Annotated in this window: 18 protein-coding genes; 12 read left to right on the top strand and 6 right to left on the bottom strand. The window is 68.2% G+C overall.

What is annotated here, in order from left to right:
- The first annotated feature begins 1 nt into the window (after position 1).
- Positions 2-748, top strand: coding sequence for an ABC transporter permease (locus BM109_RS18555; RefSeq protein ID WP_093345349.1), 747 nt, complete (start codon positions 2-4; stop codon positions 746-748).
- 191 nt (positions 749-939) lie between these two features.
- Complete coding sequence (locus BM109_RS18560; protein WP_093345351.1) at positions 940-3072, top strand: tripartite tricarboxylate transporter substrate-binding protein; 2133 nt, start codon at positions 940-942, stop codon at positions 3070-3072.
- Between the two features lie 44 nt (positions 3073-3116).
- Here the strand turns inward: BM109_RS18560 and BM109_RS18565 are convergent, their stop codons facing one another.
- Both BM109_RS18565 and BM109_RS18570 read right to left on the bottom strand, forming a co-directional pair.
- Positions 3117-4316, bottom strand: coding sequence for an MFS transporter (locus BM109_RS18565; protein WP_093345353.1), 1200 nt, complete (start codon positions 4314-4316; stop codon positions 3117-3119).
- Between the two features lie 87 nt (positions 4317-4403).
- Positions 4404-5027 (bottom strand): TetR/AcrR family transcriptional regulator, encoded by a 624-nt coding sequence (locus tag BM109_RS18570; RefSeq protein ID WP_218159385.1) that lies wholly within the window; start codon positions 5025-5027, stop codon positions 4404-4406.
- Between the two features lie 36 nt (positions 5028-5063).
- Between BM109_RS18570 and BM109_RS41240 the strand changes: the two genes are divergently transcribed.
- The 6 genes from BM109_RS41240 to BM109_RS18595 all read left to right on the top strand — a co-directional run bounded on the left by BM109_RS41240 (position 5064) and on the right by BM109_RS18595 (position 20568).
- Positions 5064-5234 carry a hypothetical protein gene (locus BM109_RS41240; RefSeq protein WP_177239382.1) on the top strand — a complete coding sequence of 57 codons (171 nt, stop codon included), beginning with the start codon at positions 5064-5066 and terminating at the stop codon, positions 5232-5234.
- A 316-nt stretch (positions 5235-5550) separates the two neighbouring features.
- Positions 5551-6120, top strand: coding sequence for an STN domain-containing protein (locus BM109_RS18575; RefSeq protein WP_093345356.1), 570 nt, complete (start codon positions 5551-5553; stop codon positions 6118-6120).
- Positions 6121-6123: 3 nt separating this feature from the next.
- Positions 6124-6651 carry an RNA polymerase sigma factor gene (locus tag BM109_RS18580; RefSeq protein WP_093345358.1) on the top strand — a complete coding sequence of 176 codons (528 nt, stop codon included), beginning with the start codon at positions 6124-6126 and terminating at the stop codon, positions 6649-6651.
- 72 nt (positions 6652-6723) lie between these two features.
- Positions 6724-7716, top strand: coding sequence for a FecR family protein (locus BM109_RS18585; protein WP_093345361.1), 993 nt, complete (start codon positions 6724-6726; stop codon positions 7714-7716).
- Between the two features lie 367 nt (positions 7717-8083).
- On the top strand, positions 8084-19816 hold the full coding sequence (locus BM109_RS18590) for a filamentous hemagglutinin family protein (RefSeq protein ID WP_177239383.1): 11733 nt from the start codon (positions 8084-8086) through the stop codon (positions 19814-19816).
- Positions 19817-19884: 68 nt separating this feature from the next.
- Entirely contained in the window at positions 19885-20568 is a 684-nt protein-coding gene (locus tag BM109_RS18595) for an RNA polymerase sigma factor (protein WP_093345365.1), read from the top strand.
- A gap of 54 nt (positions 20569-20622) precedes the next feature.
- Here the strand turns inward: BM109_RS18595 and BM109_RS18600 are convergent, their stop codons facing one another.
- Positions 20623-21714, bottom strand: coding sequence for an NADH:flavin oxidoreductase/NADH oxidase (locus BM109_RS18600; RefSeq protein ID WP_093345367.1), 1092 nt, complete (start codon positions 21712-21714; stop codon positions 20623-20625).
- 100 nt (positions 21715-21814) lie between these two features.
- On the opposite strand from BM109_RS18600, the gene BM109_RS18605 reads away from it, so the two are divergent.
- Positions 21815-22135, top strand: coding sequence for an ArsR/SmtB family transcription factor (locus BM109_RS18605; protein ID WP_093345369.1), 321 nt, complete (start codon positions 21815-21817; stop codon positions 22133-22135).
- Positions 22136-22145: 10 nt separating this feature from the next.
- Here the strand turns inward: BM109_RS18605 and BM109_RS18610 are convergent, their stop codons facing one another.
- Positions 22146-22430 (bottom strand): putative quinol monooxygenase, encoded by a 285-nt coding sequence (locus tag BM109_RS18610; RefSeq protein WP_093345372.1) that lies wholly within the window; start codon positions 22428-22430, stop codon positions 22146-22148.
- Between the two features lie 602 nt (positions 22431-23032).
- Between BM109_RS18610 and BM109_RS18615 the strand changes: the two genes are divergently transcribed.
- Positions 23033-23818 (top strand): winged helix-turn-helix transcriptional regulator, encoded by a 786-nt coding sequence (locus BM109_RS18615; RefSeq protein WP_177239384.1) that lies wholly within the window; start codon positions 23033-23035, stop codon positions 23816-23818.
- Positions 23819-23875: 57 nt separating this feature from the next.
- On the opposite strand, the gene BM109_RS41625 is transcribed toward BM109_RS18615, so the two are convergent.
- The gene (locus BM109_RS41625; protein ID WP_256222653.1) at positions 23876-24229 is read right to left on the bottom strand and encodes a hypothetical protein; all 354 of its coding nucleotides are present in this window, start codon (positions 24227-24229) and stop codon (positions 23876-23878) included.
- On the opposite strand from BM109_RS41625, the gene BM109_RS18620 reads away from it, so the two are divergent.
- Complete coding sequence (locus BM109_RS18620; protein ID WP_256222654.1) at positions 24228-24650, top strand: fimbrial protein; 423 nt, start codon at positions 24228-24230, stop codon at positions 24648-24650. The two genes, BM109_RS41625 and BM109_RS18620, sit on opposite strands and share 2 nt — an antisense overlap.
- Before the next feature lie 64 nt (positions 24651-24714).
- Here BM109_RS18620 and BM109_RS41245 read toward each other — a convergent pair whose 3' ends face one another.
- On the bottom strand, positions 24715-24912 hold the full coding sequence (locus BM109_RS41245; RefSeq protein ID WP_177239377.1) for a hypothetical protein: 198 nt from the start codon (positions 24910-24912) through the stop codon (positions 24715-24717).
- A 9-nt stretch (positions 24913-24921) separates the two neighbouring features.
- On the opposite strand from BM109_RS41245, the gene BM109_RS18625 reads away from it, so the two are divergent.
- A complete protein-coding gene (locus BM109_RS18625) occupies positions 24922-25632 on the top strand; it encodes a fimbrial biogenesis chaperone (RefSeq protein WP_256222655.1) in 711 nt (236 codons plus the stop codon).
- Position 25633: the final 1 nt, after the last annotated feature.

Genomic DNA, 25633 nt, shown 5'->3' on the forward strand with positions numbered 1-25633 from the left:
CGTGGGCCGCCGCCTAGGACTGCCGCTGGCCGGCCTCGCGCTCGCGCTCGTGCTGTGGTGGGCCGGCAGCGTCTGGCTCGCGCAGCGCACGCCCATCGCCACGGCCTTCGCGCCCGGACCGTCGGCGCTGGCGCTCGTGCGTCTCGTCGCCGGTCCCGACATCTGGCAGCACGCGCTGCTGAGCCTGCAGCGCGTGGCCATCGGCCTCGCACTGGCGATCGTGTTCGGCGTGCCGCTGGGCGTGCTCACCGGGCTGTGGCGCGGCTTCGCGCAGGCCAGCACGCCGGTGTTCCAGTTCCTGCGCATGATCTCGCCGCTGTCGTGGATGCCGATCGCCGTGATGGTGCTCGGCGTGGGCGACCTGCCGGTGTATTTCCTGCTGGCCTTCGCGGCCGTGTGGCCGATCCTGCTCAACACCGCGGCCGGCGTCGCGCAACTCGACCCGCACTGGCTCACGCTCGCGCGCAGCCTGTCGGCCACGCGCCGCGAGACCGTGCTGCGCGTGATCCTGCCAGGCATCACCGCGCACCTGCTCACGGGCGTGCGGCTGGCCATCGGCATCATCTGGATCGTGCTGGTGCCGGCCGAGATGCTGGGCGTGTCGGCCGGGCTCGGCTATTTCATCCTCGACACGCGCGACCGGCTCGCCTATTCGGAGCTGATGGCGGTGATCGTGCTGATCGGGGCGTTGGGGTATCTGCTCGATGGGTTGGCGCGCTGGTTGCATGCGCGGTGGACGCATGGGTGAGGGGGGCGCGTGCGGCAGGCAGGGGCAACCGAACAGGAAAACGAACCGGAAAATTCAGCCTTCTGAATGACGCAAGGACTTCATATAAAGCGTTGAATACATTGGTTTTTTAAGCAGAATCAACCGGCAAAAGAACCGGAAGCCATGAGCGAAAGACCGATCCCCCTGTCTGCCACGACCAGGCGAGCTTCATGAAGCGCCTGCCTCTCTTCGCAATCCTGCTGTGGCTTTGCATCGCCCTCGGCTCGGCCAACGCGGCGCCGCCGACCTACCAGGATCTGCAGGCTGACCCGGGCACTGTGCCGATGCAGCCAACCTGGCAATTGCGGCCGGTGAATGCATCAGCGCCGCCCTGGGAAGATATCTTCACTTTCACCATCGGCATCGCCCCGGACCTGATCGAAAAGGCGCGTTGGCTGAGCCTGAATCCGGGCAGGAACGGCGAGCGCGCGCCCGCGCTGTTCGACGCCCTCGATGGGCGAGTGCTTTTCCTGTCACCGACGGCGCGCAGCTTCTGCGATGGCCGCTGGCAGGTCGCGTGGCTGGAGCGCGTTGGCATCATCGTCATCGACGGCGCACTTCAGCCGACGCTCAAGGTGTGGCTGGTGGAGCAAAAGCCCGGCGGCGGACAACGGACCACCGTGGGCATCGGGCGCATCGATGCGCAAGGGCAGTGGGCCGTGCCGCCCGTGCGTTGCGATGGCAAGGACACGACATCCATCGACTCTCCCGCCGCTCTTTCCTACCTGATGCCCGACGAATCCAGGCAGGCGGCTTCCGATCTGCAGGTGGACACGGTCTACGCACAGCCCGGCTTGCGCGATGCCGCGGGGCAGTGGCGTACGCCGCCGCCGCCGCGTGACATCACCACGGCGCAATGGATGGACTACCAGCGGCAAATGCCGGCACCCGGCTCCACCGGCTCGGGCCTCATCGACGCGCGAGGCAGGATGGTGATCCCGTTCATCTTCGGCGGGCTGCCCGACGCGACGGCCCAGCGGCGCATCCGGCTCTGCACCGCCATCGGACTCGATCGCCAGCGCAACGCCAGCACGCCGCGCGCGTGCCGCTGGCAACGGCTGCACGGCGGCAACACCGACGCCGCGCTGCGGCCGGCCAAGGATGAGGACACCGGCCGATGGGGCTACCGGAACGCACAGGGCCAATGGGCGATCGCGCCGCAGTTCCAGGAGGCGCGAGCGTTCCGCCATGGCTATGCCGTCGTCGCGGGCGTGTTCCCCCAGGACTGGCGGCCGCCCGGGTGGCAGGACGAGCGGCCGATCATCCGGCAGTTCCACCGCATGGGCCGCCATTGGGTGGCCGAAGCCCTGGTGCGCAACGCGTCCACCGCCGGCGCATGGGAAATACGCTACGGCCTGCTCGACGATGCGGGGCAATGGCTGGCCGCCGTGCCACAGCCCACGCTGCACGTGGCCGTGCTGTTTCCGCCCGGCGGACGCAGCAGCCACTATGCCGGGATGCTGGCCAGCCATTTGCCCAGGCTGCTGGGACGCAACGTGCAGGTCGATCACGTGCCCAAGGCCACCGAGGCCGACTATCGCCGGCTGATGACGGAGGGCGGCAACGAGAAGGTCCTGCTCGCGGCGCTGAGGTTGCCGCGCGGAGGTATCGAGGGCGTGCACCAGGGCCCGCCGATCGATGCGCTGATGCAGGCCCTTCGCCCCGTCACGCTGCTGGCGTCGCAGCCGCTGGTGCTGGCCATCGACAGCACGAAGGCCGATGCGCTGGGCATTCACGACACGGACGACCTGCTCGCCTACGCGCGGGCCCACCCCGGCAGCCTGCGCATCGGCACGGGCGAAGACGGCTGGACCGGCCACCTCGCCTTCGGCCAGTTCCGCGCGCTGAGCGGCGTCGACGTGCAACGCGTGGTCTTCAAGGGCATGTACCCCGACTCGGACGTCATCACGAAGGAGCACGCGGTGGACCTGCTGTTCGCGCCCGTGAACGGCGTGGCGGTCGCGGTACGGCGCGGCCAGTTGCGCGTGCTCGGCACCACCGCCGACCCGGCGCGCCCGCAAAGCTTCGACGGTGTGTCGTGGCCGACGCTGGCCTCGAGCGCGCCGCTGGCCGGCTACGCGACGTACGACCACTTCAGCCTCTGGGCACCGGCGAATTCGGATGCCACGTCCAATCGCACCGTGCAGCAAGCCGTGGCCCAGGTGCTTGCCAGGCCCGAGGTGCGAAAGCAGCTGCAAGACCTTCAGGTGGTCAGCGGCGGTGGTTCACCCGAGAGCTTGCTGGCGCTGGAAGACGAAGAGCGCGAACGCTGGCTGCGTGCGCTTTCCTCGTCGGGGCGTTGATCGCGCTGCCGGGTCTTCGGGCGTGACGGCCTCGACCCTCGCGCTCATTCCGTCGCGAACCACGCCAGCGCCATCGCCGGCAACGCGAACCCGATCCACGACGCCAGCGGCCATCCGCCCTTCGCATAGGCCCAGGCACCGAGAGCTGACCCCACCGCACCACCGAGGAAGAAGGTGGCCATGTAGAGCCCGTTGAGGCGCGAGCGCAGTTCGGCACCGAGGCCGAAGATCGCGCGCTGCCCCAGGGTCATGTTGGCCGCCACGCCGAAGTCCAGCACCACCGCCGCGACCACCAGCAGGCTCAGCGACAGCGGCGATCCGCCATGGGTGAAGTGGGCCAGCAGGAAACTGCCCGCCACCGCGAGCATGGCGCCGATGGTCGCGCCGCGGCTCCAGCCGCGGTCGGCGGCGCGGCCGACCAAGGGGGCGGCCACGGCGCCCGCCACGCCCACCAGCGCGAAGAGGGCGATCTCGGCCTGCGACAGCCCGTAGGCGCTGCTCGCCAGCAGCAGCGGCGTGACGGTCCAGAACAGGCTGAACGATGCGAACAGGAAGGCGTGATAGAGCGCGCGCCGCTGCAGGACCCGCGTGGTGCGCGCGAGCCGCACCATCGATGCGAGCAACTCGCCGTAGCGCAGCCGGTGCGACGGCGTGCGCGTCGGCAGCGCCAGCGCGAGGACCAGGGCCAGCACCAGCATCAGCGCCGAGGACAGCACGAACACCAGGTGCCATGACGACAGCTGCGCGACGAAGCTCGCGGCCGGCCGCGCCCCCATGATGCCCAGCATCAGCCCGCTCATCACGCTGCCGACGGCACGTCCGCGCCGCGCCTCGGGCACCAGGTGGGTGACGTAGGGCACCAGCACCTGGACCGCCACGGTGCCGAGCCCGATGAACAGCGCCGCCGCCAGGAAGGGCAGCGGATGGGTGGACAGGCCCGCGGCCAGCAGCGACATCGCATCGATGCACAGCAGGACCAGCACCAGCAGCCGGTTCTCGACCAGGTCGCCGAGCGGGACGATGAACAGCAGGCCCAGCCCGTAGCCGAGCTGCGTCAGCGTGACGATGAGGCCGGTGGCGGCGGGCGACAGCCCGAGCGCGGCGCTGATCAGTCCGGCCAGCGGCTGCGCGTAGTAGAGGTTGGCCGCGGCCAGGCCGCAGGCCGTGGCCACCAGCGGCACCAGCCAGGCATCGGGTTGCGCGGCGGTGGCGCGTGGCGTCGCCGTGTTCGTGGAGGTCGTCATGGGGAGCGTGAGAGCGTGGAAGAAAGGAGGGCGCCAAATAAGGAAATGTTCATGTCCCAAATTGGCAAAAAAAAGATCGGTCGAAGGTCAGTCGAAAATGTGCATCGCGGCCTCGGCGACCGCCAGCATCTCCTTCTTGCTGCGGCCCGTGGTGCCGACCACGCGCATGCCCTGAAGGACGCACAGCACGAGGCGCGCGGCGGTCCTGTCGTCGAGGGCGGTGGCGATCGAACCGTCGTCCTTGCCCTGACGGATCAGATCCTCGAGCAGCGCCTCGTTCCGGTCGAGCGAGCGCTTGACGCGCTGCGCGATCTCGTCGTCGAGCGTGGCCAGTTCGGTGGCCGTGCCGACCACCAGGCAACCGCGCTCGCCCTCGACGCCATGCGACGAGCCCGCGAAGAAGCCGAGCACGTTGAACAGCCGCTCGCGGCCCGTGGCGCCGCGCTCGACCTGGGCCCGGATCAGCGGATCGCGCCTCTCCTTGTAGCGGTCGAAGGCCGCGAGAAAGATGCCGCGCTTGTCCTTGAAGGCCTTGTAGACGCTGCCCGAGGTCAACGCCATCGCGGCCGTCAGGTCGGTGATCGAGGTGCCGTGATAGCCGCGTTCGCGGAAGACCAGCACGGCCTTGTCGAGCGCCTCGTCCATGTCGAACTCGCGCGGGCGGCCGCGGCCGCGCGTGGTGTTGACCTGGATCGAAGGGGAGGAGGACATGGGCGGCGAGTATATAGGGAATGATCGATCCCTATTATGCGGGCCGGCAAAGGCGAGGCTTTCCCGGCCGCTGAACTGCGCTCCCTAGACCTGCTCACGGGCATCCGGCTGGCCATCGGCATCAACTGGATCGTGCCGATCGGGGCGCCGGGGTATCAGCTCGATGGATTCGCGCGCTGGCTGCCTGCGCGGTGGACGCATGGGTGAGGGGGCTGCCATGCCAGCGGTCACGAGACCGTCATTCGCGAATGTGATCCTTGCAGTAGTTGAAATGCCGTCCACAAGCTTGCCGATACGATCCTCTTCTTCCTTGTCGGCTTCCGTGCATGGTGGTTGTGGGCGAGTTGTCGTACGGGGCTCTGGCCGGGGCAAGGACGACAGGCTCGTGCGAGCCGTTGCCTCTGGCCTGACGTGTACCGCAGTTTGCGTCTGCATCGCCTGGATATCGACAGCGAAGGCGGTCGCCGCGGGCACTGACGCGCAGTCGGTGGATATCGCCACTGGCGCTTCGTCCGAATCGCAGATGCTGGACTTCGATGTGCCGGCGCAGCCATTGGTGACTGCCTTGGCGCAATACGCCACGGTGTCGGGGCGATCGGTGATGTTCATCGACGAATGGGTGGCCGGGCAAACTTCCGCGCCGGTGCGAGGGCGCCATACGTCGCATGCAGCCTTGCGGATCTTGCTGGCCGGCACAGGCTTCACTGCGGATGACGTGGACACCCAGCTTTCCGGTGCCTTCATACTGCAGCGTGTCGCAGCGGCGCCTGTGGTGGCATCGGCTGCCGGTTCGCAACGCCGGTACGACGCCCTGGTTCAGGCCCGTGTCTGGGAGGCATTGTGTGCCGATCTCCGCACAGCCCCCGGCCACTACCGCTCGATCCTGCAACTGCGGGTGGCCGCGTCGGGCCACATCAGCCAGGCCAGCCTGGTTTCGTCTTCGGGAGATCCTGGGCGGGATGCGGCCATGCTCGCGGCATTGGCGAATCTGAAGATGGACGGCCCACCACCAGCGGACCTGGCTCTGCCGCTCACGCTCGCCATCCTCCCGCACGACGTATTGCCCGGACCCCGCTGTGCCACGGTGCACTGACGCATGACGGAGAACGTCATCCCGCTGCTGCGCAGCTTCCTGGTTCAACGCTACGATCAGCTCAAGCAACGCTTGGCCCTGCGGCTGGGGAATGCCGAACTGGCGGAAGACGCCTTGCACGAGACTTGGCTGAAGCTGCAGCGCAGCCAGTCCATTCCGGGGCCCATTGCCACGCCTCAGGCGTACCTGCTGCGCATGGCGGTCAACCTGGCCATCGATGTGCGGCGCGCGCAGAGCCAGGTCTTGCTGTCCGACGACATCGAGGCGCTGATGAACGAACTGCCGGACCCGGCGCCCGGTCCCGCCGAGGTGGCCGAAGCCCGTTCGCAGCTGGAGGCGCTGGATGACCTTCTGTCGCGCTTGCCGCCGCGCCGCCGCGAAATCCTGCTGCTGATTCGGCTGGAGGGCTGGTCCCAGCGGGACGTGGCCAAGCGGCTCGGTATTCCCGTGCGGAACGTCGAGTACGAACTGAAAGCCGCGCAAGATTTTCTGTTCTCACGACTGGAACCGAAATCCGGCGGGTTCTCATGACGGCACGAAGAAACAGTTTGAGGATTGCGGCGTCCGCAACCGTCTACAAGGTACGGGCCCCCTGAGACCATCATGACGACGCACCCTCAACCACTGAAGCTGCCCGAGACCCTGCGCGAAGACGCGCGCGCCTGGGTGCGCAAGTTGCATTCGGGCGCCGCGACGCAATGGGAGGCACAGGCGTTCCGGCGCTGGCGTGACGCAAGTCCCGCGCATCAAGCGGCGTTCATCGAGGCCCGGCAGCAGTGGCGAGTGCTTCAACCCGCGCTGAACAGTCTGGTGCGCAGCGACGCCGAAGCGGCGAGCCTTCACCGCGAAACCCTGCGCGCGCCCGAGGCGAGCCGCCGGGCCTTCCTGGGCGCGGCCGGAGCGGCGGCCGTGGCTGGTGTCGCGGGGGTGGCGGTCTATTCGCCCTTGGGGTTGTGGCCCGCGGCCAATGAATGGAATGCGGACTGGCGCACGGTCGCCGGCGAGCAGCGTGCGATCGCGTTGTCCGATCAGATCGGCGTGACCTTGAACACCCGGACCAGCGTCCGCCGGTTGACCTCGGACGGCCAGACCGTGGGGCTGGAATTGCTGAACGGCGAGGCGGCGATCGAGATGCTGGCCAGTGCGCGCGACTTCAGCGTCGTGGCTGGCGCCGGCCGCAGCATTGCCGAATCGGCTCGCTTCGAGATCAGCCGCCTGGAGGGACGGGTGTGCGTTACCTGCCTGGCGGGGCGCGTACGCATCGAGCATCCGGCCGGCGACCGTCTGCTGCTGGCACGCCAGCAAGCGGTCTACCGCGATCACTCGATCAGCGGCATCGCCACCGTCGACCCCAAGGTGGCTTCTGCCTGGCGGCGCGGTGAACTCGTGTTCAAGCAGGTCCCCTTGTCCGCGGTGCTGGATGAGATCAATCGCTACCGCCCCGGGCGTGTGGTCCTGATGGTGGATTCGCTGCGGGAGAAAACGGTCACCGCGACCTTCAGGCTCGACCGTCTCGATCTGGCATTGCTCCAGATGCAGCGTTCCTTCGGCTTGAACGCCCGGTCGCTCCCCGCCGGTGTGCTGGTCCTGAGCTAGGGGCAAGTCCCGGGGCGGGTGGTGACTCTGTCTCGATGTCGCGTCGGGTCCACGTCGAATGTTGTCGAGGCTTCTCATGGTTGTCGTGCGCAGCCACTGTGAAGCTTTCGTGACTTTGCCGAGGTGCAGCGCGTTCCCGCCGTTGATCTGCAAGGACTTTTCAGATGGAGGCCGCAGCGGCGAGCGCGTGCCCGCAACGAGTCCAAAAATATTCTTCTGGAATTCGACGTTTCCGTCCCGTCAAGGAACTGACGGCTCCTATCGCGTTGGCTCTTGATCGCCATCGCAGGGGGCTTCTTGAATGCGGCTTGCCTGCGAGAAGCGTGCAGCCCCTTCGGCACAGTCCTTACTTCGGCGGGAACAAGAAATGACCATCAGTGGGTACAACGAGAAGAATCGACCGACACGCGCGGCGCGGCAGGTTTTCAGGATGGCGCCAGTCGCGCGGGCCATCGCGGTGGCGCTGGCCGCGGGTGGGATCCTCGGCAGCGCGCACGCCCAGCGGGTGTTCGGTCCGGCGTGGTTCGCCGACAAGGGCGCGACTCGGGCGGGCGTGATCGCAACGGGCAAACTGCCGAACGGCACCCCGGCGTCCAGCCTGATCAACCCGACGCAGCCATCGGCCGCGGCGAGTCAGCAGTTGCAGGCTTCCATCAACAACCTGAACCTGGCCGCGCGCACGATCGCCGCGCAACAGGCGCAGCAGGCACAGAAGCGGGCCGAGGCGCTGGCCAGCGGCGAATCTCCGCCGGACGGCCTGGCCGAAGGCGGCCTGAAGGTCGACACCCATTCGCTGACGGCCGGCTGGCTCAATGCCAGGAATCCCGTGCAAGCAGCAGCGGACGGCAGGACCACGGTCACCATCGAGCAGACCGCCGACAAGGCCATCCTGAACTGGGAGACCTTCAATGTCGGCAAGAGCACGACGGTGAAGTTCGACCAGCGTGGCGGCACCCAGGCCAAGACCGGCGTCAACGAGTGGGTCGCGCTCAACCGCATCAACGATCCCAGCGGCCGCCCCAGCCAAATTGCCGGCCGCATAGAGGCCGAGGGCAGCGTCTACCTCATCAATCGCAACGGCATCCTGTTCACCGGCAGCAGCCAGGTCAACGTGCGCAACCTGGTCGCCTCCAGCCTGAAACTCAGCGACGAACAGTTCAAGGCCGGTCTCAACACGCGGCTGGGCGCGAAGGCGGGCGACCCCGGTTACTGGAGCGGCCTGGAAGTCGGCGTCGGGATTCCCACCTTCGGCGAGAACCCCAAGCAGATGCCGACCGATTCGAACGTCCTGTTCGAAGACATGGGCCCGGCCTTCGATCCGGGCAAGCCGCCGGGCGACGTCAAGGTGCTGGCCGGTGCGCAGATCACGGGCCAGGGTGGCCACGTGCTGATGTTCGCACCCAAGGTCAGCAATGCCGGCAGCATCCGGACGCCGAGTGGCCAGACGCTGCTGGGCGCCGGCGAGAACGTGTGGCTGGAAGCCAGGGAAATCAGCCCCACCGTGCGCGGCTTCGATGCCGTCGCCTCGTCGGTGCGGCCCTGGGTCTTTCCGGCCAAGTTCCTGATCAATCCGCAGACAGCGCCCGCCTTCCAGCCCTACCTCATCGGGCGCATCGTGTCCGACATCCTGCCGCTGATGGAGCAGCGCGCGGCCCAGGTCGGCTACAGCGTGTTCAACACCGGCATCGTCCAGGCCGATCACGGCGACATCACCATGGTGTCGCGCGAAATCAATCAGAACGGCATCTTGCAAGCCAGCACCGCGCTGAACAACCGGACCGGCTCCATCCGCCTGCACGCCTGGGGCCAGGGCGTCCACAACATCGACATCAATCTGGCGGCCAACGTCTCGCACCTGGCGGCCTGGTCGGGCGGCACGCTGAACCTGGGGCCGGACAGCATCACGCAAGTCGTCAACGACTGGCAGGACACCACCCGGATCGAAAGCGGCTCGCTGGCCAACCGCTACCAGCCCGGCCGCATCGAGCTCCACGGCAAGACGATCGACGTGCAGACCCGTGCCCAGGTCACCGCCGCTGCGGGCAACATCGACATCCAGGCCCAGGCCAACCCTGCGGCCCTGCAGCGCAACACCCAGGTGGGCGACGGCAGCCGCATTCTCATCGGTGAACATGCCACCGTCAGTACCGCGGGACTGATGCAGATGCCGGTGGACATGGCCAGCAACTTCGTCGAAGCCGAACTGCGCATCAACGAACTGCGCGACTCCCACCTGCAAGCGAATACCTGGCTGTACGGCCGGAAGGTCGTCGTGGATCGACGCAAGTCGGGGACCTTCAAGGGGCTGATGGCGGGGGTCGAATGGGTCACCGACGAGTCCGGCAAGGTGGTCAAGGGCGTCTGGGTCGGCACCCCGCTGGCGGACGTGACGGGCTGGGTGGGCAACGGCCTGATCGGCTTGTCCGAGCTGGCGGCGCGAGGCGGCGACATCACGATCCAATCCAACGGTTCGGTGATCACGCGGCCGGGATCCATTCTGGACGTGTCCGGCGGCTCGGTGCGTTACAGCGACGGCTGGAACACGGAAACCCTGCTGCGAGGCGTGGACGGGCGCAGCTACACCATGTCGTCCGCGCCGGCGGACATGACCTACGAGGGCATCGCGGGCCAGTACCAGTACACGCATGCGCGCTGGGGTGTCACGCAGACCTATGTCAATCCGCTGTTGTCGGGGCGGCGCTGGGAGCCGGGCTACGAGGAAGGCCGGAATGCCGGTTCGATCGATATCCGTGCCGGCAGCGCCTTCATCCTGGAGGGTGAGTTCAGGGGCTCGGTGCAGCCCGGCGACCGGGTGCAGGAAGCGTCCGAGCTGCCTCGGGCCGGCCGCCTCACGGTGGGTTCCAACCGGGCGCAAGAGGGCATGTGGACCCTGGGCCAGGTCATCATCAGCGACAGGCCCGCGCTGCTGCCGGCGGGTTTCTCCATCGACAGCCCGCTGGGCAGGGACGCCTTCCTGACCGAGCCGGAAGGGCAATCCCCCGGCGCCGGCGCGGGCGTGGGCCGCACGACGTGGCTGTCCGCCGCGGGGCTGAGCCATTCAGGCCTGGGCGCCATCGAGTTGAACCTCAACACGGGCTTCGTGCTGGAAGACAACGCGGTGGTGAATCTGCAGCCGGGGGCGCGCTTCACGGCCGCGGTCTACGACGGCCAGGGCATCCCCGGCAACTTCGACATTCAGGGCAAGCTCATCGCCCCGGGTGGCTCCATTGCCCTGAGCGCCGGCGGCCAGGCGGACAGCGTGCTGCGCCTGGGTGCGAACAGCCTGCTGAGCGTCGCGGGCCAGTGGGTCAACGACACCGCTGGGGGCGTCACGCTGGGCCGCGCCATCCATGGTGGCTCGATTGCACTGGGGACCCCGATGAAAGAGGGCCTCGGCACGGTGTACGGCAACGTGGACGTGGCCGCCGGCGCAGCGCTGGACGTGTCCGGCGGCGGCTGGCTGTCCGGTGTCACGTCGGGCGGCAAGGCGGGCAAGGTGCAGGCGGGCAATGGCGGGGCCATCAGCCTGACGGCGTTCGACAACACGGCGCTCGACACGCTGGACCTGCGCGGCTGGGCGGGGGGCGATGCGTCCCGGCTCACCCTGACTGCGACCGGTGACGTGCAGGTGGGCGGCTCCGCGCCCGCGGGCGGGGCAACGGGCGAAAGTACATCGGGCGCAGCCAAGCCGCTGCACCTGCCGCAGACCCTGTACGCCGAGCGCGGCTTCGGCACGATCGGCATCCGTTCGCTCGGCGGGGACATCGTGGTCGCGGAAGGCGCACGGGTCCACATCCAACCCGCGAGCTGGGACATGCCCGCCGCGGTATCGACGCTGCGCACGCTGCCCAGCGGCAGCGCATTGGGCGATGTGCTGGCCCCCAGGACACTGGACGAACCGAGCGAGCCGCGCCGCGCCGCGCGCGCGCCCGGCGGCCTGTCGCTGGCGACCGCCGCGTCCGGCGGCGGCATCCGCATCGACGCGAACGCCAGCATCCAGACCGAAACCGGCGGCGCGATCTCGCTGGACGCCGACGGGTCCGGGCAGGCTTCCGTGCTCGTGGCGGGCCGCCTTCAGGCGCCGGCCGGGACGCTGAACATCCGCGCCAAGAACACCTTGACGCTGGCCGACGGGGCCGAATTGCTGCTGCCCGGCGTGGCGCAAATCTTCCACGACCCGGTCATGCGCCTGCCCCAGGGCAGGGTGCTGCCGGGCGGCACGGTCACGCTGAGCGCCGGCACGCTGGATGCGCAAGCGGGTGCGCTGATCGACGTATCGGGCGCGCGGGGCACGGTGGCGTATTGGGATCGCGGCACGGGTGCGCTCGGCGCCCTGCGGCGCGTGAACCAGGAGCTGGGCAGCGATGGCGGCGCGGTCGTGATGACGGCCGCGGCCGGCGGTGCCATGAACGCCAGGCTTCGCGCCCACGGCGGCAATGCCCAGGCGGCGGGCGGGTCCTTGTCCATCACGGACACCAGCGCGGCAGGGAGTGCGTCCGGGGACCTGGTGGCGCCGGACATCGGCTCCTTCCTCTACTACAAGAGCCCCACCGGCACGTACACGTTCAACGGCGAAAGGTACGTGCGGATCATCGGCACCAGCGGCAACCTCGACGTCCACGACGAGTACGCCGGCGACGTCAAGATGAGCAGTGCCATGCGCACCGCGCTCAACACGATGCTGCCAACGTCGGTGTCCAGCAGCCAGGGGCTCGTCCTCGACGCGGGCGCGGCGCTCGCCGCGGGACCGGGCGCCGACAGGGCGCCGTGGGAGCACGACGCGAGCATCGACAAGCGCGTGGTCGAACTGCTCAACAAGTATTTCTGGAGCGGCACCGGAACGGCACTGACCCACAAGATCGACATCGGCAACATCGCCACCTCGGACGGCACCCTGCACGTGTCGGCGAAGGCGCTGCAGGACACGGGCTTCTCGGCGGTCGATCTGCATTCCACGCAAGTGGGCGTGCAGCTGGCCGGCGGCGTCGACCTGAGCGTCGCCGGTCGCCTGGGCATCACCGCCCCGGTCATCAGGAGCGACGGGCTGGGCGGCGTGGTGCGCTTGCACGCCCGGCATCTGCAACTGAACCCGCTGGCAGGCACGGTCGGCGCCACGGCCGGCAATGCCGGCGAACTGATCCTGTCGGCCAGCCAGGCCATCGACATCGCAGGCAGGGGTGCGAAGGGCGAGTCTGCGTCGCCCGTCGACGTCAAGCTGCGCGGCTTCGAACGCACGGTGCTGGACACCGCCGACCTGCGCTTCGTGGCAGGGGCCTACAGCGAAGGCGGCACCGACTACGACGACTCCCAGCTCAGGGCCACGCTGGACGTGGGTGGCGCGCTGGAGATCAAGGCCGCGCAGGTCTACCCGGCCACGGCCGTCACGGCGCGAATCAACTCGGACCGGTCCATCACCGTGCACGGCAACGGAAGCGCCGCGGCGCCTCTGTCGGCCGGCGGCAGCCTGACGCTGAATGCGCCCGTCATCGAGCAGGACGGCGTGCTGCGCGCGCCCTTCGGGCAGATTGCGCTGAATGCCAGCGAGCGCCTGACGCTGGGCACGAACAGCCTGACCTCGGTGTCCGGCGCGGGCCTGGACGTGCTCTACGGCAGCCTGCGCAACGCCGAATACTGGCTGGACCCTGCCAACCCGCAGGGCCGCAATCGTGCGAATGCCGGCGATGCCAGTTCCCTGGACGAAAACCGCTATCTGTCGTCCCTGCCGGAAAAGCGCGTGCTCCTGCAAGCACCGGACGTGGCCATGGCCGCGGGCGCGGTGGTGGACATCGCGGGCGGGGGCGATCTGCATGCGTGGGAGCACGTGCCCGGCTCGGGGGGCTCGCACGACGTGCTGACGCTGCCCGGCATGTACGCGGTGCTGCCGGGCTACCAGGGCCTGTCGCCCGTGGCGGGCGGTGCGGCGGGCCGGAAGGTCTGGCTGGCCGGCGGCGGCCTGGGGGCCGGCTGGTACACGCTCCTGCCGGCACGCTATGCGCTGCTGCCCGGCGCCTTTGCGGTGCAGAGCACGGGCCAGGCCTTGCCGGCATGGGCTGCGTCCCGTGGCGAGGTGGTGAACCTGCGTGACGGCTCGACGATCGTGGCCGGGCGGGAACAGGACACGATCAGCGGCGCGCGCGATGCCACGGCCTCGGGCTGGCGCGTGCTGCCCGCCAGCCTGGTGCGCAAGGTCAGCGAATACAACGAAGCGCGGGGCAACGCCTTCTTCTCGTCGGATGCGTTCAAGCTGACGCAGTACCGCCTGACAGGGCAGGACGTCGTGACCCCGCGCCTGGCCCGCGATGGCGGCGCGGTGGTGTTCAAGGCCGACCGCGCGCTGACGCTGGACGGCGAGCTGCGCGCGCAACCCGATGCGGGCGGGCGCGGCAGCCTGGTGGACATTGCCGCCGCGAAGATCGCCATCGTCGGCGCGGGGCAGGACAGCAACGACCTGCGTGCCGACGGCTACCTGGTCGTGGACGCCGGCAGCCTGACGCGCTTCGGCGCGGGCAGCCTGCTGGTGGGCGGCACGCGCACGGGCGATGTGCGGGGCCTGCAGGTGGACGTGGCCGCCAGCGACGTGGTGCTGCGCAACACCGCAGGCACCGCGCTGAGCGGCCCGGAGGTGATCCTGGCCGCGGCGAATGCGGTGTCGATCGAGTCGGGCAGCGTGCTGCGCGCGGACGGCCGGGCCTCGGGCGACGAGGCGAACCTGGTGCTCAAGCCGCAGGTGGCGGCCGTGTGGAGCGACAACAACACGCCGAACGACACCAGCGACGACCACATCGTCACACCCTCCAGGGACTGGGGTGCGCTGGTGCGCGTGAGCAGCGGCCAGGCCGTGCGGGCGTTGCGCGAGAACGTCGACACCACGGTCGGCGGCCAGGTGCGCATTGGCGCCGGCGCGCTGCTGCAGGGCGGCGAGGCGCTGCTGCTCGACGCCACCAGCAACACGGAGATGGCCGCCGGCGCGCAGCTGTCGGGCAAGGCCTTGTCGGTGGCCGCGAGCCGCATCGGCATCGGCGGCGGCAGCGGCGGCCTGGTGCTGGACGCCGACGCCCTGGCGCAGCTGTCGCGCGCGCAGTCGTTGACGCTGCACAGCTACGGCAGCCTGGACTTCTATCGCTCGCTGGACATGCGCGGCCTGGCGCAGGTGGTGTTCGACGCCGCGGCCCTGCGCGGTCATGGCGCCGATGTCGTGCAGGTACAGGCCTCCCACCTGACGCTGCAGAACACGGGCGCGGCGCTCGGCAGCGCGGGCACGGGCAGTGGTCGCCTCGAGCTGTCGGCAGGCGAACTGGTGCTGGGCGCGGGCGACAAGACGATGTCCGGCTTCGACCAGGTGCTGCTGTCGGCCAGCCGTCGCATCGCCGGCGAAGGCACCGGGGGCCTGGACGCCGGGACGGCGGCGCTGACGCTGCGCACGCCGGTGCTGCAAGGGGTGTCCGGCGCCGACCAGGCCCTGCGAACGCAGGGGCAGCTGGTGTTGCAGCAAGAGGCGCAACTGGATGCGCAAGAGATGGCGGCGCAGGGCCGCGCCAGCCTGGGCGCGCGCCTGAGCCTGTCGGGCCAGGGCGTGACCGTGGCGCTGCCGGTGCTGGCGCTGGGCGGCAGCATTGCGGTCGATGCCGGCACGGGCAACCTCACGGTCGCAGAGTCGGGCCGCCTGCACGCGGGAGGCCTGGAAAAAGTCTTCTTCGACGCGGCCCAGTACGTGGATGCGGGCCAGATCAGCCTCGCGACGCGGGGCGGCTTGATCGACCTGGCCGCGGGCAGCCTGCTGGACCTGTCCGCCCATCCACGCGGTGGCGACGCCGGCCGCCTGACGGTGGATGCATCGGCCGGCGGACGGGTCCACTTCGGGGGCACGCTGCAGGCGCAGGCCGGTGCCGGGGGCAATGGCGGCAACTTTGCGCTGGCCATCGATCGGCTGGACGATTTCGGCGCGCTGGCGCGAACGCTCAACGATTCGGGTTTCAGCCGGTCGCGGCAGTTCCGCGTCCGCCAGGGCGACCTGACGATCGCGGGCACCACGCGGGTGGCCGACTTCGAAGTCATCACCGACCGCGGCGTGATCTCTGTCGACGGCACGGCGCGCGTCGAGGCCAACGCGGCCTACGGCGGCAGCATCCGCCTGGTCGGCGGGGCGGGGCTGGCGATGCAGCCTGGCGCGGTGCTGGCAGCCCATGCCACCGACGCCATCGACGGCCTGGGCAGCAGCCGCATCGACCTGGAAGCGGTCGACGGCCAACTGAACCTGGCCGGCGGCACGCTGGACCTGAGCGGCGGCGAAGGCGGCAAGCTGCGGCTGCGGGCGCAGCGCACCGCAGGCAACGACGGCCTGAACGTCACGGCGCTGAACGCCGCCGTGCAGGGTGCGCGCTCCGCGGTGCTCGAAGGCGTGCGCCGCCATGCCAGCACGGATGGCACGGTGGAATCCGTGGCCCCGCGGGCGATCGCCGAGGCCAATGCCTTTGCAGGCCACACCGGCATCCTGACGCGGCTGGGCGGCAACGCCGCCGCCTATGCGCTGGCGGCGGGCATCGAGATCACCAGCCCGGGCGACCTGACGCTGGGCCGCGACTGGAATCTGTTCGACAGCTTCGGTGCGGCGCACCGCGAAGGCACGCTCACGCTGCGCGCCGGCGGCAACCTGAACATCGACGGCCATCTGAGCGACGGCTTCGACGTGGCCGGCCGCGACAACGGCGCGGGCCGGGCGGCGCGGCTGCAGCAGGCCGCGTCGTGGAACCTGCGCCTGGTGGCGGGCGCGGACCTGAATTCGGTCGACGCACTGGCCACGCGGGCGCCGGGTGCGCTCGCGAGCGATGCCGGCACGATCCGCTTGGGCACGGCCGGTGCCGAATCGGGCGCCGGCAAGCTGGTGCGCACCGGCAGCGGCGACCTGACGGTGCGCGCCGGGCGCGACCTGGTGCTCGCCCACAAGGAGTCCGCGCTGTACACGGCGGGCCGGGCCGAGGCCGATCCCACCCTGGGTGGTGGCTTCGACACCGCCAGCGTCGATGCCCAGTACGGCACCGCGGGCGGTCACCTGGACGTCGCGGTCCAGGGCAGCGTGCGCGCGCCGACCCAGCAGGGCGTGCGTTCCGACCAAATACTGACCGAATGGCTGTTCCGCCAGGGGCGCTACGGGGGTGAGTTCGGCAGCCCCACCGGCTACTACGACGCGTACAACATGGGCGACAGCTGGGCGCCGGTCATGTCCGACCGGGGCCAGCAACCGAGCTGGTGGGTGAACCACGCCAGCTTCCAGCAGGGCCTGGGCGCGCTGGGCGGCGGCAACGTGAAGCTGTCGGCGGGCGGCGACCTGGTGAACCTGGTGGTGGCCTTGCCCAGCACCATGCGCGTGACGGGCGGGCGTTCCGCCGGCGATGCCGCGGCCTCCATCGTGACGCGCAATGGCGGGCAACTGCAGGTGAGCGCGGGCGGCGCCCTGAAGGCCGGCCAGTACTACGTGGGCCGCGGCGCCGGCGAGATCGACGCAGGCACCAGCGCCGCCGGCTACGTCATGACCGGCACATCGAGCAACGGGTCGGGCGCCACCTATGCCTACGACATCGCGCCCGTGCTGGCGCTGTCGGACGCCACGCTCAAGCTGCAGACGCTGGGCGACCTGGTCCTGCAGACCGTGATCGACCCCATGCAGATACGCCGTGCCTACATCGACCAGGCCGACAAGGACACCAGTGGCGGGGCCAGCCATGCGATGTTCATGAGCAGCCAGACCGAGCGCAGCGCCGTCACGCTGGTGTCCACCGGCGGCAACGTGCGCCTGGAAAACCAGTCGGAATACGTGGCGGGCAACGACACGGGCAACACCACCAAGCTGGTGAACGGCATGACGGACACCAAGCTCCAGACGGACATGGTGGGCCTGTATCCGGCCAAGCTGAGCGTGTCGGCCCTGAGCGGAAGCATCGACATCGCAGGCCTGCTGGCGATGGCGCCGGCGAACACCACCGACCTCTCCTTGCTGGCTGCCCAGGATCTGCGCTTCCTGCGCGGCAGCAGCCTGCTGAACACGGGGGCCATCGTGATGACCCAGACCACGCTGGACAAGTGGCCCTCGATCTTCCGCCCGTGGACAGGCCTTACCACCATGCTGGGCGGTGCGTCGGCGTTTGGCGCGCCGCTGAAGTCCGTCTATGGCGGCTTCTCGGTGACGAATGCCTTCCTGACGAACAGCGCCAATGGGGGGGCGGAGCTGTTCGACAACCCGGAGACGCTGCCGATGCAGGCGCACGACTTCGCGCCCAGCCGCCTTTACGCGGGGGCCGGTTCCATCAGCGACCTGAACCTGATCGCGTCGGAATCGGTGCGCGTGCAGGCCGGCACCGACATCCGCAATTTCGAGCTGAGCGCGCGAAACCTGCGCGCCACCGACAGCACGGTGCTGGCGGCGGGCAACGACATCCTGGCTGTCGCCAACCGGTTCCTGTCGCATCCCTATGCGGGAGCCAGCGGAGGCGCGGCCTCGTACTACTACGACAGGGGCAGCCGCACCGCGCTGCAAGGGCCGGGGGAGCTGCTGCTGCTGGCCGGGCGCGACATCCAGGGCAACAACTTCTCGCTGTACACCAACGGCAATCGCTATTGGGACTACGTGTCGGCCACGCCGCGCGGCGAGGAAACGAACATCATCAAGGCCCTGCCCGTCGAGGGCGCCGACATCACCCTGATGGCCGGCATGAACAAGGCCGCCAGCTACGACGCCTTCGAGTCGGCCTACCTGAACCCGGCCAACGTGGCCGCCATGCCGCAGTACCTGAAGACCACCCTGGCGGACGGCACGGTGGCGCCGCTGTACCTGACCGACGGCGTGGACCACCGCGGCGACCTGCCCAAGCTCACGCGCCGGGGCCTGGTGTCCTTCGTGGAAGGCGTGCTCGGTGCCGACAAGGTCGCCGGCCTGACCGGCCGCGCGGACGGCAAGCTGAGCCCGCAGCAGGCGTGGGAGCAATACCGGCAATTGCCGTCCCTGGTGCGCGAGCAGTTCCTGCGCCAGGTCTTCGTCTATGAACTGCGCGAAGGAGGGCGCGACCAGAACGGGGGCGACGGGCAGAACGGTCCGATCAACGGCGGCTACCGCCGCGGCTCCGCGGCCATCGACACGCTGTTCCGCGGTGCGACGGCCGAAGGCCAGCCCGTTCGCTACGCCGCGGACCTGCCGGACAACTGGCGCAGCAGCTGGTCCGGCGTGGGCAGCATCGCCGCGACCCGGATGGCGGCGCGCACCCACCAGGGGGGCGACATCAACGTCTTCACCCCCGGCGGCGGCCTGCAGGTGGCGGGGCTGGGCGCGGTGGTGCCGGACGGATACGGCCTGGTGACGCTGGCCTCGCCGGGGCAGGTCAATGTGTTCGCCGACCGCGACATCATCGTGAACCGCTCGCGCATCCTGTCCTTCGTCTCGCAAGCGGAGCCCCTGGGCAGCGACCAGGTGTTGTGGTCCAGCCAGGGCGACATCGACGCCGGCCGCGGCGCGAAGACGGTGCGCATCCCGCAGGCGCCGGAAGTCACGTCGGACGCGGACGGCAACATCACCGTGCGGGAAAAGCGCGACATGAGCGGCGCCGGCATCGGCACCGTGGGCGAAGGCGACGTGGACCTCGTCGCGCCCAGGGGGACCATCGATGCGGGCGATGCCGGCATCCGGGTCGCCAGCAACCTCAACATTGCCGCGCTGCAGGTGCTCAACGCCGACAACATCCAAGTCGAAGGCGAAGCGACCGGTCTGCCGATGGTGGCGGCGGTGAACATCGGTGCACTGACCAACGCCAGCGCGGCGGCGGCGTCGGCGGCCATGGCGGCGCAGGAATCCCTGCGAAACGAGCGGGACGCAGCGCGGCGCAGCCTGCCGTCGGTGTTCACGGTGCGGGTGCTGGGCTTCGGCAACGAAAGCCTGTCTCCGGGAGGTGCGGATACATCGCCGCCGCCGCGCCCCGGCTCGCCATCGAGCGTTTCGCTTCGATACGACCCTGCCCACTCCGTGCAGGTCTTCGGACACGGCAACCAGTTCGACGCGTCCGTGATGTCGTTGCTGACCGAAACCGAGAAGACCAGGTTGCGGCATGCCAAGTAAGACGCTTCCCCCGTTCGACTTCGGTCTCGGTCCTTGTTCCCAGGGGCGATGAGCGAAGGCGGTCCGCTATGAATGCACATTCTTCGTGTTGTCCGGGCGTCGCCGGCGCGGCCGATGCATCGTCTCTTGATCCCGATCCTGAGTTCGTGGGCAACGGCGAGCTCCCCGGCGTGGTGCTGCGGGCGTTCCTGACGGCGAACTACGCGTACCTGCATCGCCGGTTGGCCCGCGATCTCGGCTGTTCCGATCGGGCCAGCGAGTGCTTGCACGACGCCTGGCTGCGCCTGGGCGACATGACGGCATCGGAGCCCGTGCGCAGTCCCGGGGCCTACGTCTATCGAACGGCTCGCAACCTGGCCATGGATCGCCTGCGTCACGATCGGTCCTGGCAGTACGTGGCCGAGTGGGATAGCGCACTCGATCTCCTGGTCGATCATGCGCCCGGCCCGGATGCCATCGCCGAGGCGCGGTCGGCCGTGGAGGCCGTCGAGGAGGCAATGCAGCGGCTTTCGCATCGGCATCGTTCGGTACTCGTTGCGCTGCGAATAGAGGAGATGACCCGCCAGGACGTGGCGGACCGGCATTGCATCTCCCTGCGCAGGGTGGACACTGCACTTCGCCAGGCCCTGGACTATTGCGCTCATGCGTCGGGTCAGACAGCGTGGGCGGAAGTCTCTTCGCCCCGACCGGGTCCTTCTCGACGATGGCAGGAGAAAGTCGTCGCCCCGATGCGCGCCAGCGGCCGCGAATGATCAGAGGCGCGACAGCGGGATCCACGCAGCTCGGCTGGTGCGCCCGCCCGGCGATCACGAAGACCGATAGCGCTCCAGCCAGTGCGCGTACGGCGCGGGCAGCGTCCAGGCCGCCTTGTCCATGCCGAGCTCGAGCGCGGCGCGGTACGGCCAGTGCGGATTCGCAAGCAGCGGCCGGCCCAGCGTGACCAGGTCGACGGTGCCGCCGGTGACCAGTTCGTCCGCTTGCCGGGGCTCGCTGATGAACCAGCTCGTGGTGGCGGGCAGGCCCGTCTCGCGGCGCACGCGCTGCGCGATCGGCGCCATCAGGGCCGGGCCCCATGGGATCTTCGCCTTGGGCGTCGAGAAGCCGATGCTGACGTCGATGAAATCGAGGCCGGCCGCCTTGAGCCTGCGCACGAGCTCGATGCCTTCCTCGAGGTCGTCCTGGCCCGCGAACTCGGTGACGCCGAAGCGGGCCGCGAGCGGCAGGCGCTCGGGCCAGACCTCGCGCACGGCGGCGAGCGTCTCGATCAGGAAGCGCGCGCGGCCTTCGAAGTCGCCGCCGTAGGCATCGGTCCGCAGGTTGGACCAGGTCGAGAAGAAGCTCTGCGCCAGGTAGCCGTGCGCGAAATGCAGCTCGAGCCATTCGAAGCCCGCGTCGAGCGCGCGCTTGGCCGCGGCCACGAAGTCGGCCTTGACGCGCTCGATGTCGGCCAGCGTCATGGCCTCGGGCACCTTCGGCAGGCCGCCGCCGAACGCAACGGCCGAGGGGGCGATGGTCTGCCAGCCGCGCGCGTCGCCGGCGGCGATGTGGTCGTCGCCTTCCCAGGGCCGGTTGGCGCTCGCCTTGCGCCCGGCGTGGGCGATCTGGATGCCGGGCACGGCGCCGGCGGCCTTGACCGAGGCGACGATCCTGCGCCACGCCTCGGCCTGCGCATCGGTCCAGATCCCGGCGCAGCCGGGCGTGATGCGGCCTTCGGGCGAGACGGCCGTGGCTTCGGCGATGACCAGGGCCGCGCCGCCGCGCGCGAGGCCCGACAGATGAACGTGGTGCCAGTCGTTGACCACGCCGTCGACGGCCGAGTACTGGCACATCGGCGAGACGACCATGCGGTTTTTCAGCGTGACATCTTTCAGCGTGAAAGGCGAGAAGAGGCTTGGCATCGGATCCCTGGAGAAGGTGTGAAGAACAAGGTTCGATCGTACCTTGGTTCGATAACTATCGAACAATAGGACAAAAGCCGATCCGTGCTATGGTCGCGCGATGCGCAGCCTCAACCATCCGGCCCTCGACGATGTCTCGCTGACCCAGGTCCTCTATGCCCTGAGCGATCCCGAGCGGCTGCGCGTGGTGCACGAGCTCGCCGGCTGCGGCGAGGCAAGCTGTGCCGCACTGGGCGGGGGCAGGGCGAAGTCGAGCATGTCGCACCACTTCAGGGTGCTGCGCGAGGCGGGCATCGTGCGCACCCGCACCGACGGCCCCGCGCATGTGAACGAGCTGCGCCGCAAGGAAGTCGACAAGCGCTTTCCCGGCCTGCTGAAGGCCGTGCTCGCGGCCCAGGAGCCGGCCGCGAAGCAGGGCTGAGGGCGCTGCCTCAGACCCGCTCGAAGCGCTCCACCTGCTTCGAGACCACCCAATCCGTCGTCAGGCTGTCGAAGCGCTGGAAGTGCGCGCTCGCGAGATGCGCGTCGAAGGCCGCGCGGTCGTCGTAGACCTCGTAGAGGAAGACATGGCCCGCGTCGTCGGGCGCCACGCAGACGTCGAATTGCCGACAGCCGGGCTCGTGCTCGACCGAGCGCGAGGCGTTGGCCTTGATCTCGCGGAGGAAGTCTTCCCGGTGTTCGGGGGCGATGTGGAAGCGGGCGGTGACGATGTGCATGGTGGGTGGATTCTCGGTGAGTCGGGAACCTGGCCGCCGATGTGCGTCGGCTGAGGGCTCGGCGTCGCTCGTGTGGATGCGCCAGCCACGGCGGGGGGAGTCGTCGAGGAATTTAGAAATGCGCAAACTGTTTCCAGTATTGATTTGTCATTAGCTGGAATCGGCGTGTCAATAAAACACGTTAATTTTTGCTATTGCAAAAGAAGGGTTTCATTCTGATTTTCACTCCAAATCCCTAGTCTCAAAGTTTCTCAATTTCCACGATTTCGCCACACCTGATGCCAATCGTTGAGCACTATTTCCCGAAAACAATACAAACATACTGACTCTTCGTAAGAATTCGATGGTCCAGGTTTTCGACGAAAGGAGGGTGGAGTAATCTTTATGAAACTGAACATTCACTCTCTTTGGAGAAGGCGATGTTGTCTGTTCCGATAGACGTGGAAAAGGATCCAAGTGACAAAGGAAGTACGGATGCAACAAGCAGGAACGGCACGGGAGGCCGGCGTGGACTCCGGCGTTGCCGAAAAGCGCGTCGATCGATTCATGGTCCCGGTGCTCCCGCCCGCCGAACCACTGAGGTCGGCTCCTGGAGCGTGCGCATGGTGAGTCCGGCGGCAAACGCGGCCAAGCCCATCACGACGCTGGCGCTCGTCTTTGGCGACGATCACAACCGCAGCGCGCTGCGCAGCGCCCTCGATCCACAGGGCTTCGCCTCGGCGGCCTTCGATTCGGTGCAGGCCTTGTGCGAGTCCATGTCGACCGGCCACCACTACGACGCGCTGATCGCCTGGGCCGACAAGGCGTGGAGTCCGCGGCGGTGGGTGAATCTGCGCAGCATGGTGCGATTGCCGATCCTCGTCGTCGTGGCGCGCGATGCCGTGGAACTGGCATCGGCCTTCGGCAACGAATCCCTCAATGGCGAACGGATCGAGTTCGCCACGGCGCCCGTGGACGGCACCGAACTGGCCATGCGGTTGAGGCTGCTGCACTCGCGAAGGTTCGGGGGCAATGCCTTGCCCGAAGAGGAAGACCTGGTCTGGGGAAGCTTTCACTTCAAGCGGCACGCGCGCGTGGTGCTGGTCGATGGGGTGGAGGTCCGGCTGCAGCCGCGCGAGTTCGACATCGCGCTGCTGCTGTTTCTCAACCTCGGCAAGGTGGTGGCCCGCACCGACATCGAGGCACAGATCTCGGATTGGCGCGCCAGTCCTGGTTCGCGCGTGCTCGATGTGCATCTGGCCCGGATGAAAAAGAAGCTCTCACTGGGGCCGGAGAAGGGCGTTCGGCTGCTGACGGTCTATGGCATCGGCTACCGGCTGGTGATGCTGGGCCATCCGCTTGGGGGTGTGGCCGACGCGGACTCGGAAGGCCACGATCTTGAGCCTTGAGAAGGTTCTCGTCGCTCTCCCTCGCGATGTCCCCGCCCTCCATCATTAATAACTTTATCAAAAAATTAGCCAGACACTTTTAATTGAGATGTATTTGTAGAAGTCTATCGCAGTCGTCTTCGAGTGGTTGAAAGAGTTAATCACGTTTTTAATTTCTATTGTGTGATGCGACGTCCTGCGTGGTTTTCTATCTATACGATGACAATTGTCCGCAATAGGTTGCGGGCAATTCTTCATATCAATATTTAGGACCTTCATGTCGAAAAAACATCTTTCCAAGTTCGCAGTGATTGCGGCAGTTGCCGCCGTGTCGCAAGGTGCCTTCGCGGCTGCCGCAGACACCGGCAACATCAACTTCGAGGGTGAAATCACCGCCAGCATCTGCTCGATCTCGCCGAAGAGCCAGAACATGACCGTCTTCCTCGGCAAGCCGACGGTCAACCGGTTCAAGGCGGCGGGCGACAAGGCCCAGCCGGCCGACTTCACCATCGACCTGCTCGATTGCCCCGCCGTGGCCGCCGGCAGTCCCGCCAACGTGGCAAACGTGACCTTCAAGGGTGACGGCGACATGACCGCCGCGAGCGGCGGCAAGTGGCTGAAGATCTCCAATGCCGGTCAGGCTGGTGGCGTCGTGGCTGCCAAGAACGTGGCCATCCAGATCCTCGATTCGGCCAGCACCCAGGTCGACCTGAACACGGGCAAGTCGGGCGACTACATCCTCGGCGAGGGCACCAACTCGCTGAAGTTCAAGGCTGCGTACATCGCCACCGCGGTCGGTGTCACGGCGGGTCCGGCGAGCTCGAGCGCCACCTTCCAGGTCGACTACAAGTAAGCGGATCGACAGCGAGGGGCGCCAACGCCCCTCGCGTTGTCGGCGGCGCGAGGCGTGGCGATGCTCAGTCGCGCGGCGCTCGCGCCAGCCCACGCTTCTTCTCCTTCTGATTTTTCTTGAACGCACCGCCATCGGTGCGGAGTGCTTGCGCGCGCGCGTCGAATGCGGCTTGCAAGGCGGGGATACATAAATGTGTAGCAACAAACAGATTCGCTGGCTCTTCGTCCTCATCGCGCTGCTCAGCCTTCAATGCGCCGCGCATGCGAGCATCATGCTGAGCGGCACGCGCGTGATCCTGCGCGAACAAGCCCGCGAGGCCTCGCTTCCCATGAAGAACTACGGCACCGCCCCTTACGTGGTGCAGGCCTGGATCGATGCGGGCGAAGGCAAGAACAAGACGCCGTTGCTGGTTTCCCCGCCGCTGTCGCGGCTCGACCCCGGCAAGGAAAACATCCTGCGCATCATGCGCGCGGGCGGTGAGTTGCCATCCGACCGCGAGTCGGTGTTCTGGATCAACGTCAAGGAGATTCCCCAGAAGTCGCAGGAAGAGAACGTGCTGCAGATCGCGCTGCAGAACCGTCTCAAGGTGTTCTATCGCCCCGCCGGTCTCGAAGGAAGCTCCGCCGAGTCCCGCAGCAAACTCAAGTGGGCGGTCAGTGCTGACGCTCAAGGTCAAGGTGCGATTCTGAGAGTCGCCAATCCGACGCCTTATCACATCACCTTGGTCACGCTGAACATCAACAACGGCCAGCAGATCATCGATCCGGGCATGCTCCCGCCTTTCGGCGAACTGTCCTATCCGCTCAGCGCGATCAAGACGCCGCAAGCCGTCCAGGTCAATTTCGTGACGATCAACGACTACGGCGCCGGCACGCCCGAGGAGTTCGTCAAGGTTCCTGCGGCACCCGAGCCGGTGGCGGTGCAGGCCGAGCCCGTGCCGAAAAAGCCCGAGGCTTCCGCGACAGATACCAGCCAGCGCTGAC

The organism is Variovorax sp. PDC80 (assembly GCF_900115375.1).
GTDB lineage: Bacteria > Pseudomonadota > Gammaproteobacteria > Burkholderiales > Burkholderiaceae_C > Variovorax.

What these genes read in the sequence shown, in the direction of transcription:
- BM109_RS18560 (WP_093345351.1), top strand. Translation starts at nt 940, where the DNA reads ATGAAGCGCCTGCCTCTCTTCGCAATCCTGCTGTGGCTTTGCATCGCC.
- BM109_RS18565 (WP_093345353.1), bottom strand. Translation starts at nt 4,316, where the DNA reads ATGACGACCTCCACGAACACGGCGACGCCACGCGCCACCGCCGCGCAA.
- BM109_RS18570 (WP_218159385.1), bottom strand. Translation starts at nt 5,027, where the DNA reads ATGTCCTCCTCCCCTTCGATCCAGGTCAACACCACGCGCGGCCGCGGC.
- BM109_RS41240 (WP_177239382.1), top strand. Translation starts at nt 5,064, where the DNA reads ATGCGGGCCGGCAAAGGCGAGGCTTTCCCGGCCGCTGAACTGCGCTCC.
- BM109_RS18575 (WP_093345356.1), top strand. Translation starts at nt 5,551, where the DNA reads ATGCTGGACTTCGATGTGCCGGCGCAGCCATTGGTGACTGCCTTGGCG.
- BM109_RS18580 (WP_093345358.1), top strand. Translation starts at nt 6,124, where the DNA reads ATGACGGAGAACGTCATCCCGCTGCTGCGCAGCTTCCTGGTTCAACGC.
- BM109_RS18585 (WP_093345361.1), top strand. Translation starts at nt 6,724, where the DNA reads ATGACGACGCACCCTCAACCACTGAAGCTGCCCGAGACCCTGCGCGAA.
- BM109_RS18590 (WP_177239383.1), top strand. Translation starts at nt 8,084, where the DNA reads ATGACCATCAGTGGGTACAACGAGAAGAATCGACCGACACGCGCGGCG.
- BM109_RS18595 (WP_093345365.1), top strand. Translation starts at nt 19,885, where the DNA reads ATGAATGCACATTCTTCGTGTTGTCCGGGCGTCGCCGGCGCGGCCGAT.
- BM109_RS18600 (WP_093345367.1), bottom strand. Translation starts at nt 21,714, where the DNA reads ATGCCAAGCCTCTTCTCGCCTTTCACGCTGAAAGATGTCACGCTGAAA.
- BM109_RS18605 (WP_093345369.1), top strand. Translation starts at nt 21,815, where the DNA reads ATGCGCAGCCTCAACCATCCGGCCCTCGACGATGTCTCGCTGACCCAG.
- BM109_RS18610 (WP_093345372.1), bottom strand. Translation starts at nt 22,430, where the DNA reads ATGCACATCGTCACCGCCCGCTTCCACATCGCCCCCGAACACCGGGAA.
- BM109_RS18615 (WP_177239384.1), top strand. Translation starts at nt 23,033, where the DNA reads ATGGTGAGTCCGGCGGCAAACGCGGCCAAGCCCATCACGACGCTGGCG.
- BM109_RS18620 (WP_256222654.1), top strand. Translation starts at nt 24,228, where the DNA reads ATGACCGTCTTCCTCGGCAAGCCGACGGTCAACCGGTTCAAGGCGGCG.
- BM109_RS41625 (WP_256222653.1), bottom strand. Translation starts at nt 24,229, where the DNA reads ATGTTCTGGCTCTTCGGCGAGATCGAGCAGATGCTGGCGGTGATTTCA.
- BM109_RS41245 (WP_177239377.1), bottom strand. Translation starts at nt 24,912, where the DNA reads ATGCGCGGCGCATTGAAGGCTGAGCAGCGCGATGAGGACGAAGAGCCA.
- BM109_RS18625 (WP_256222655.1), top strand. Translation starts at nt 24,922, where the DNA reads ATGCTGAGCGGCACGCGCGTGATCCTGCGCGAACAAGCCCGCGAGGCC.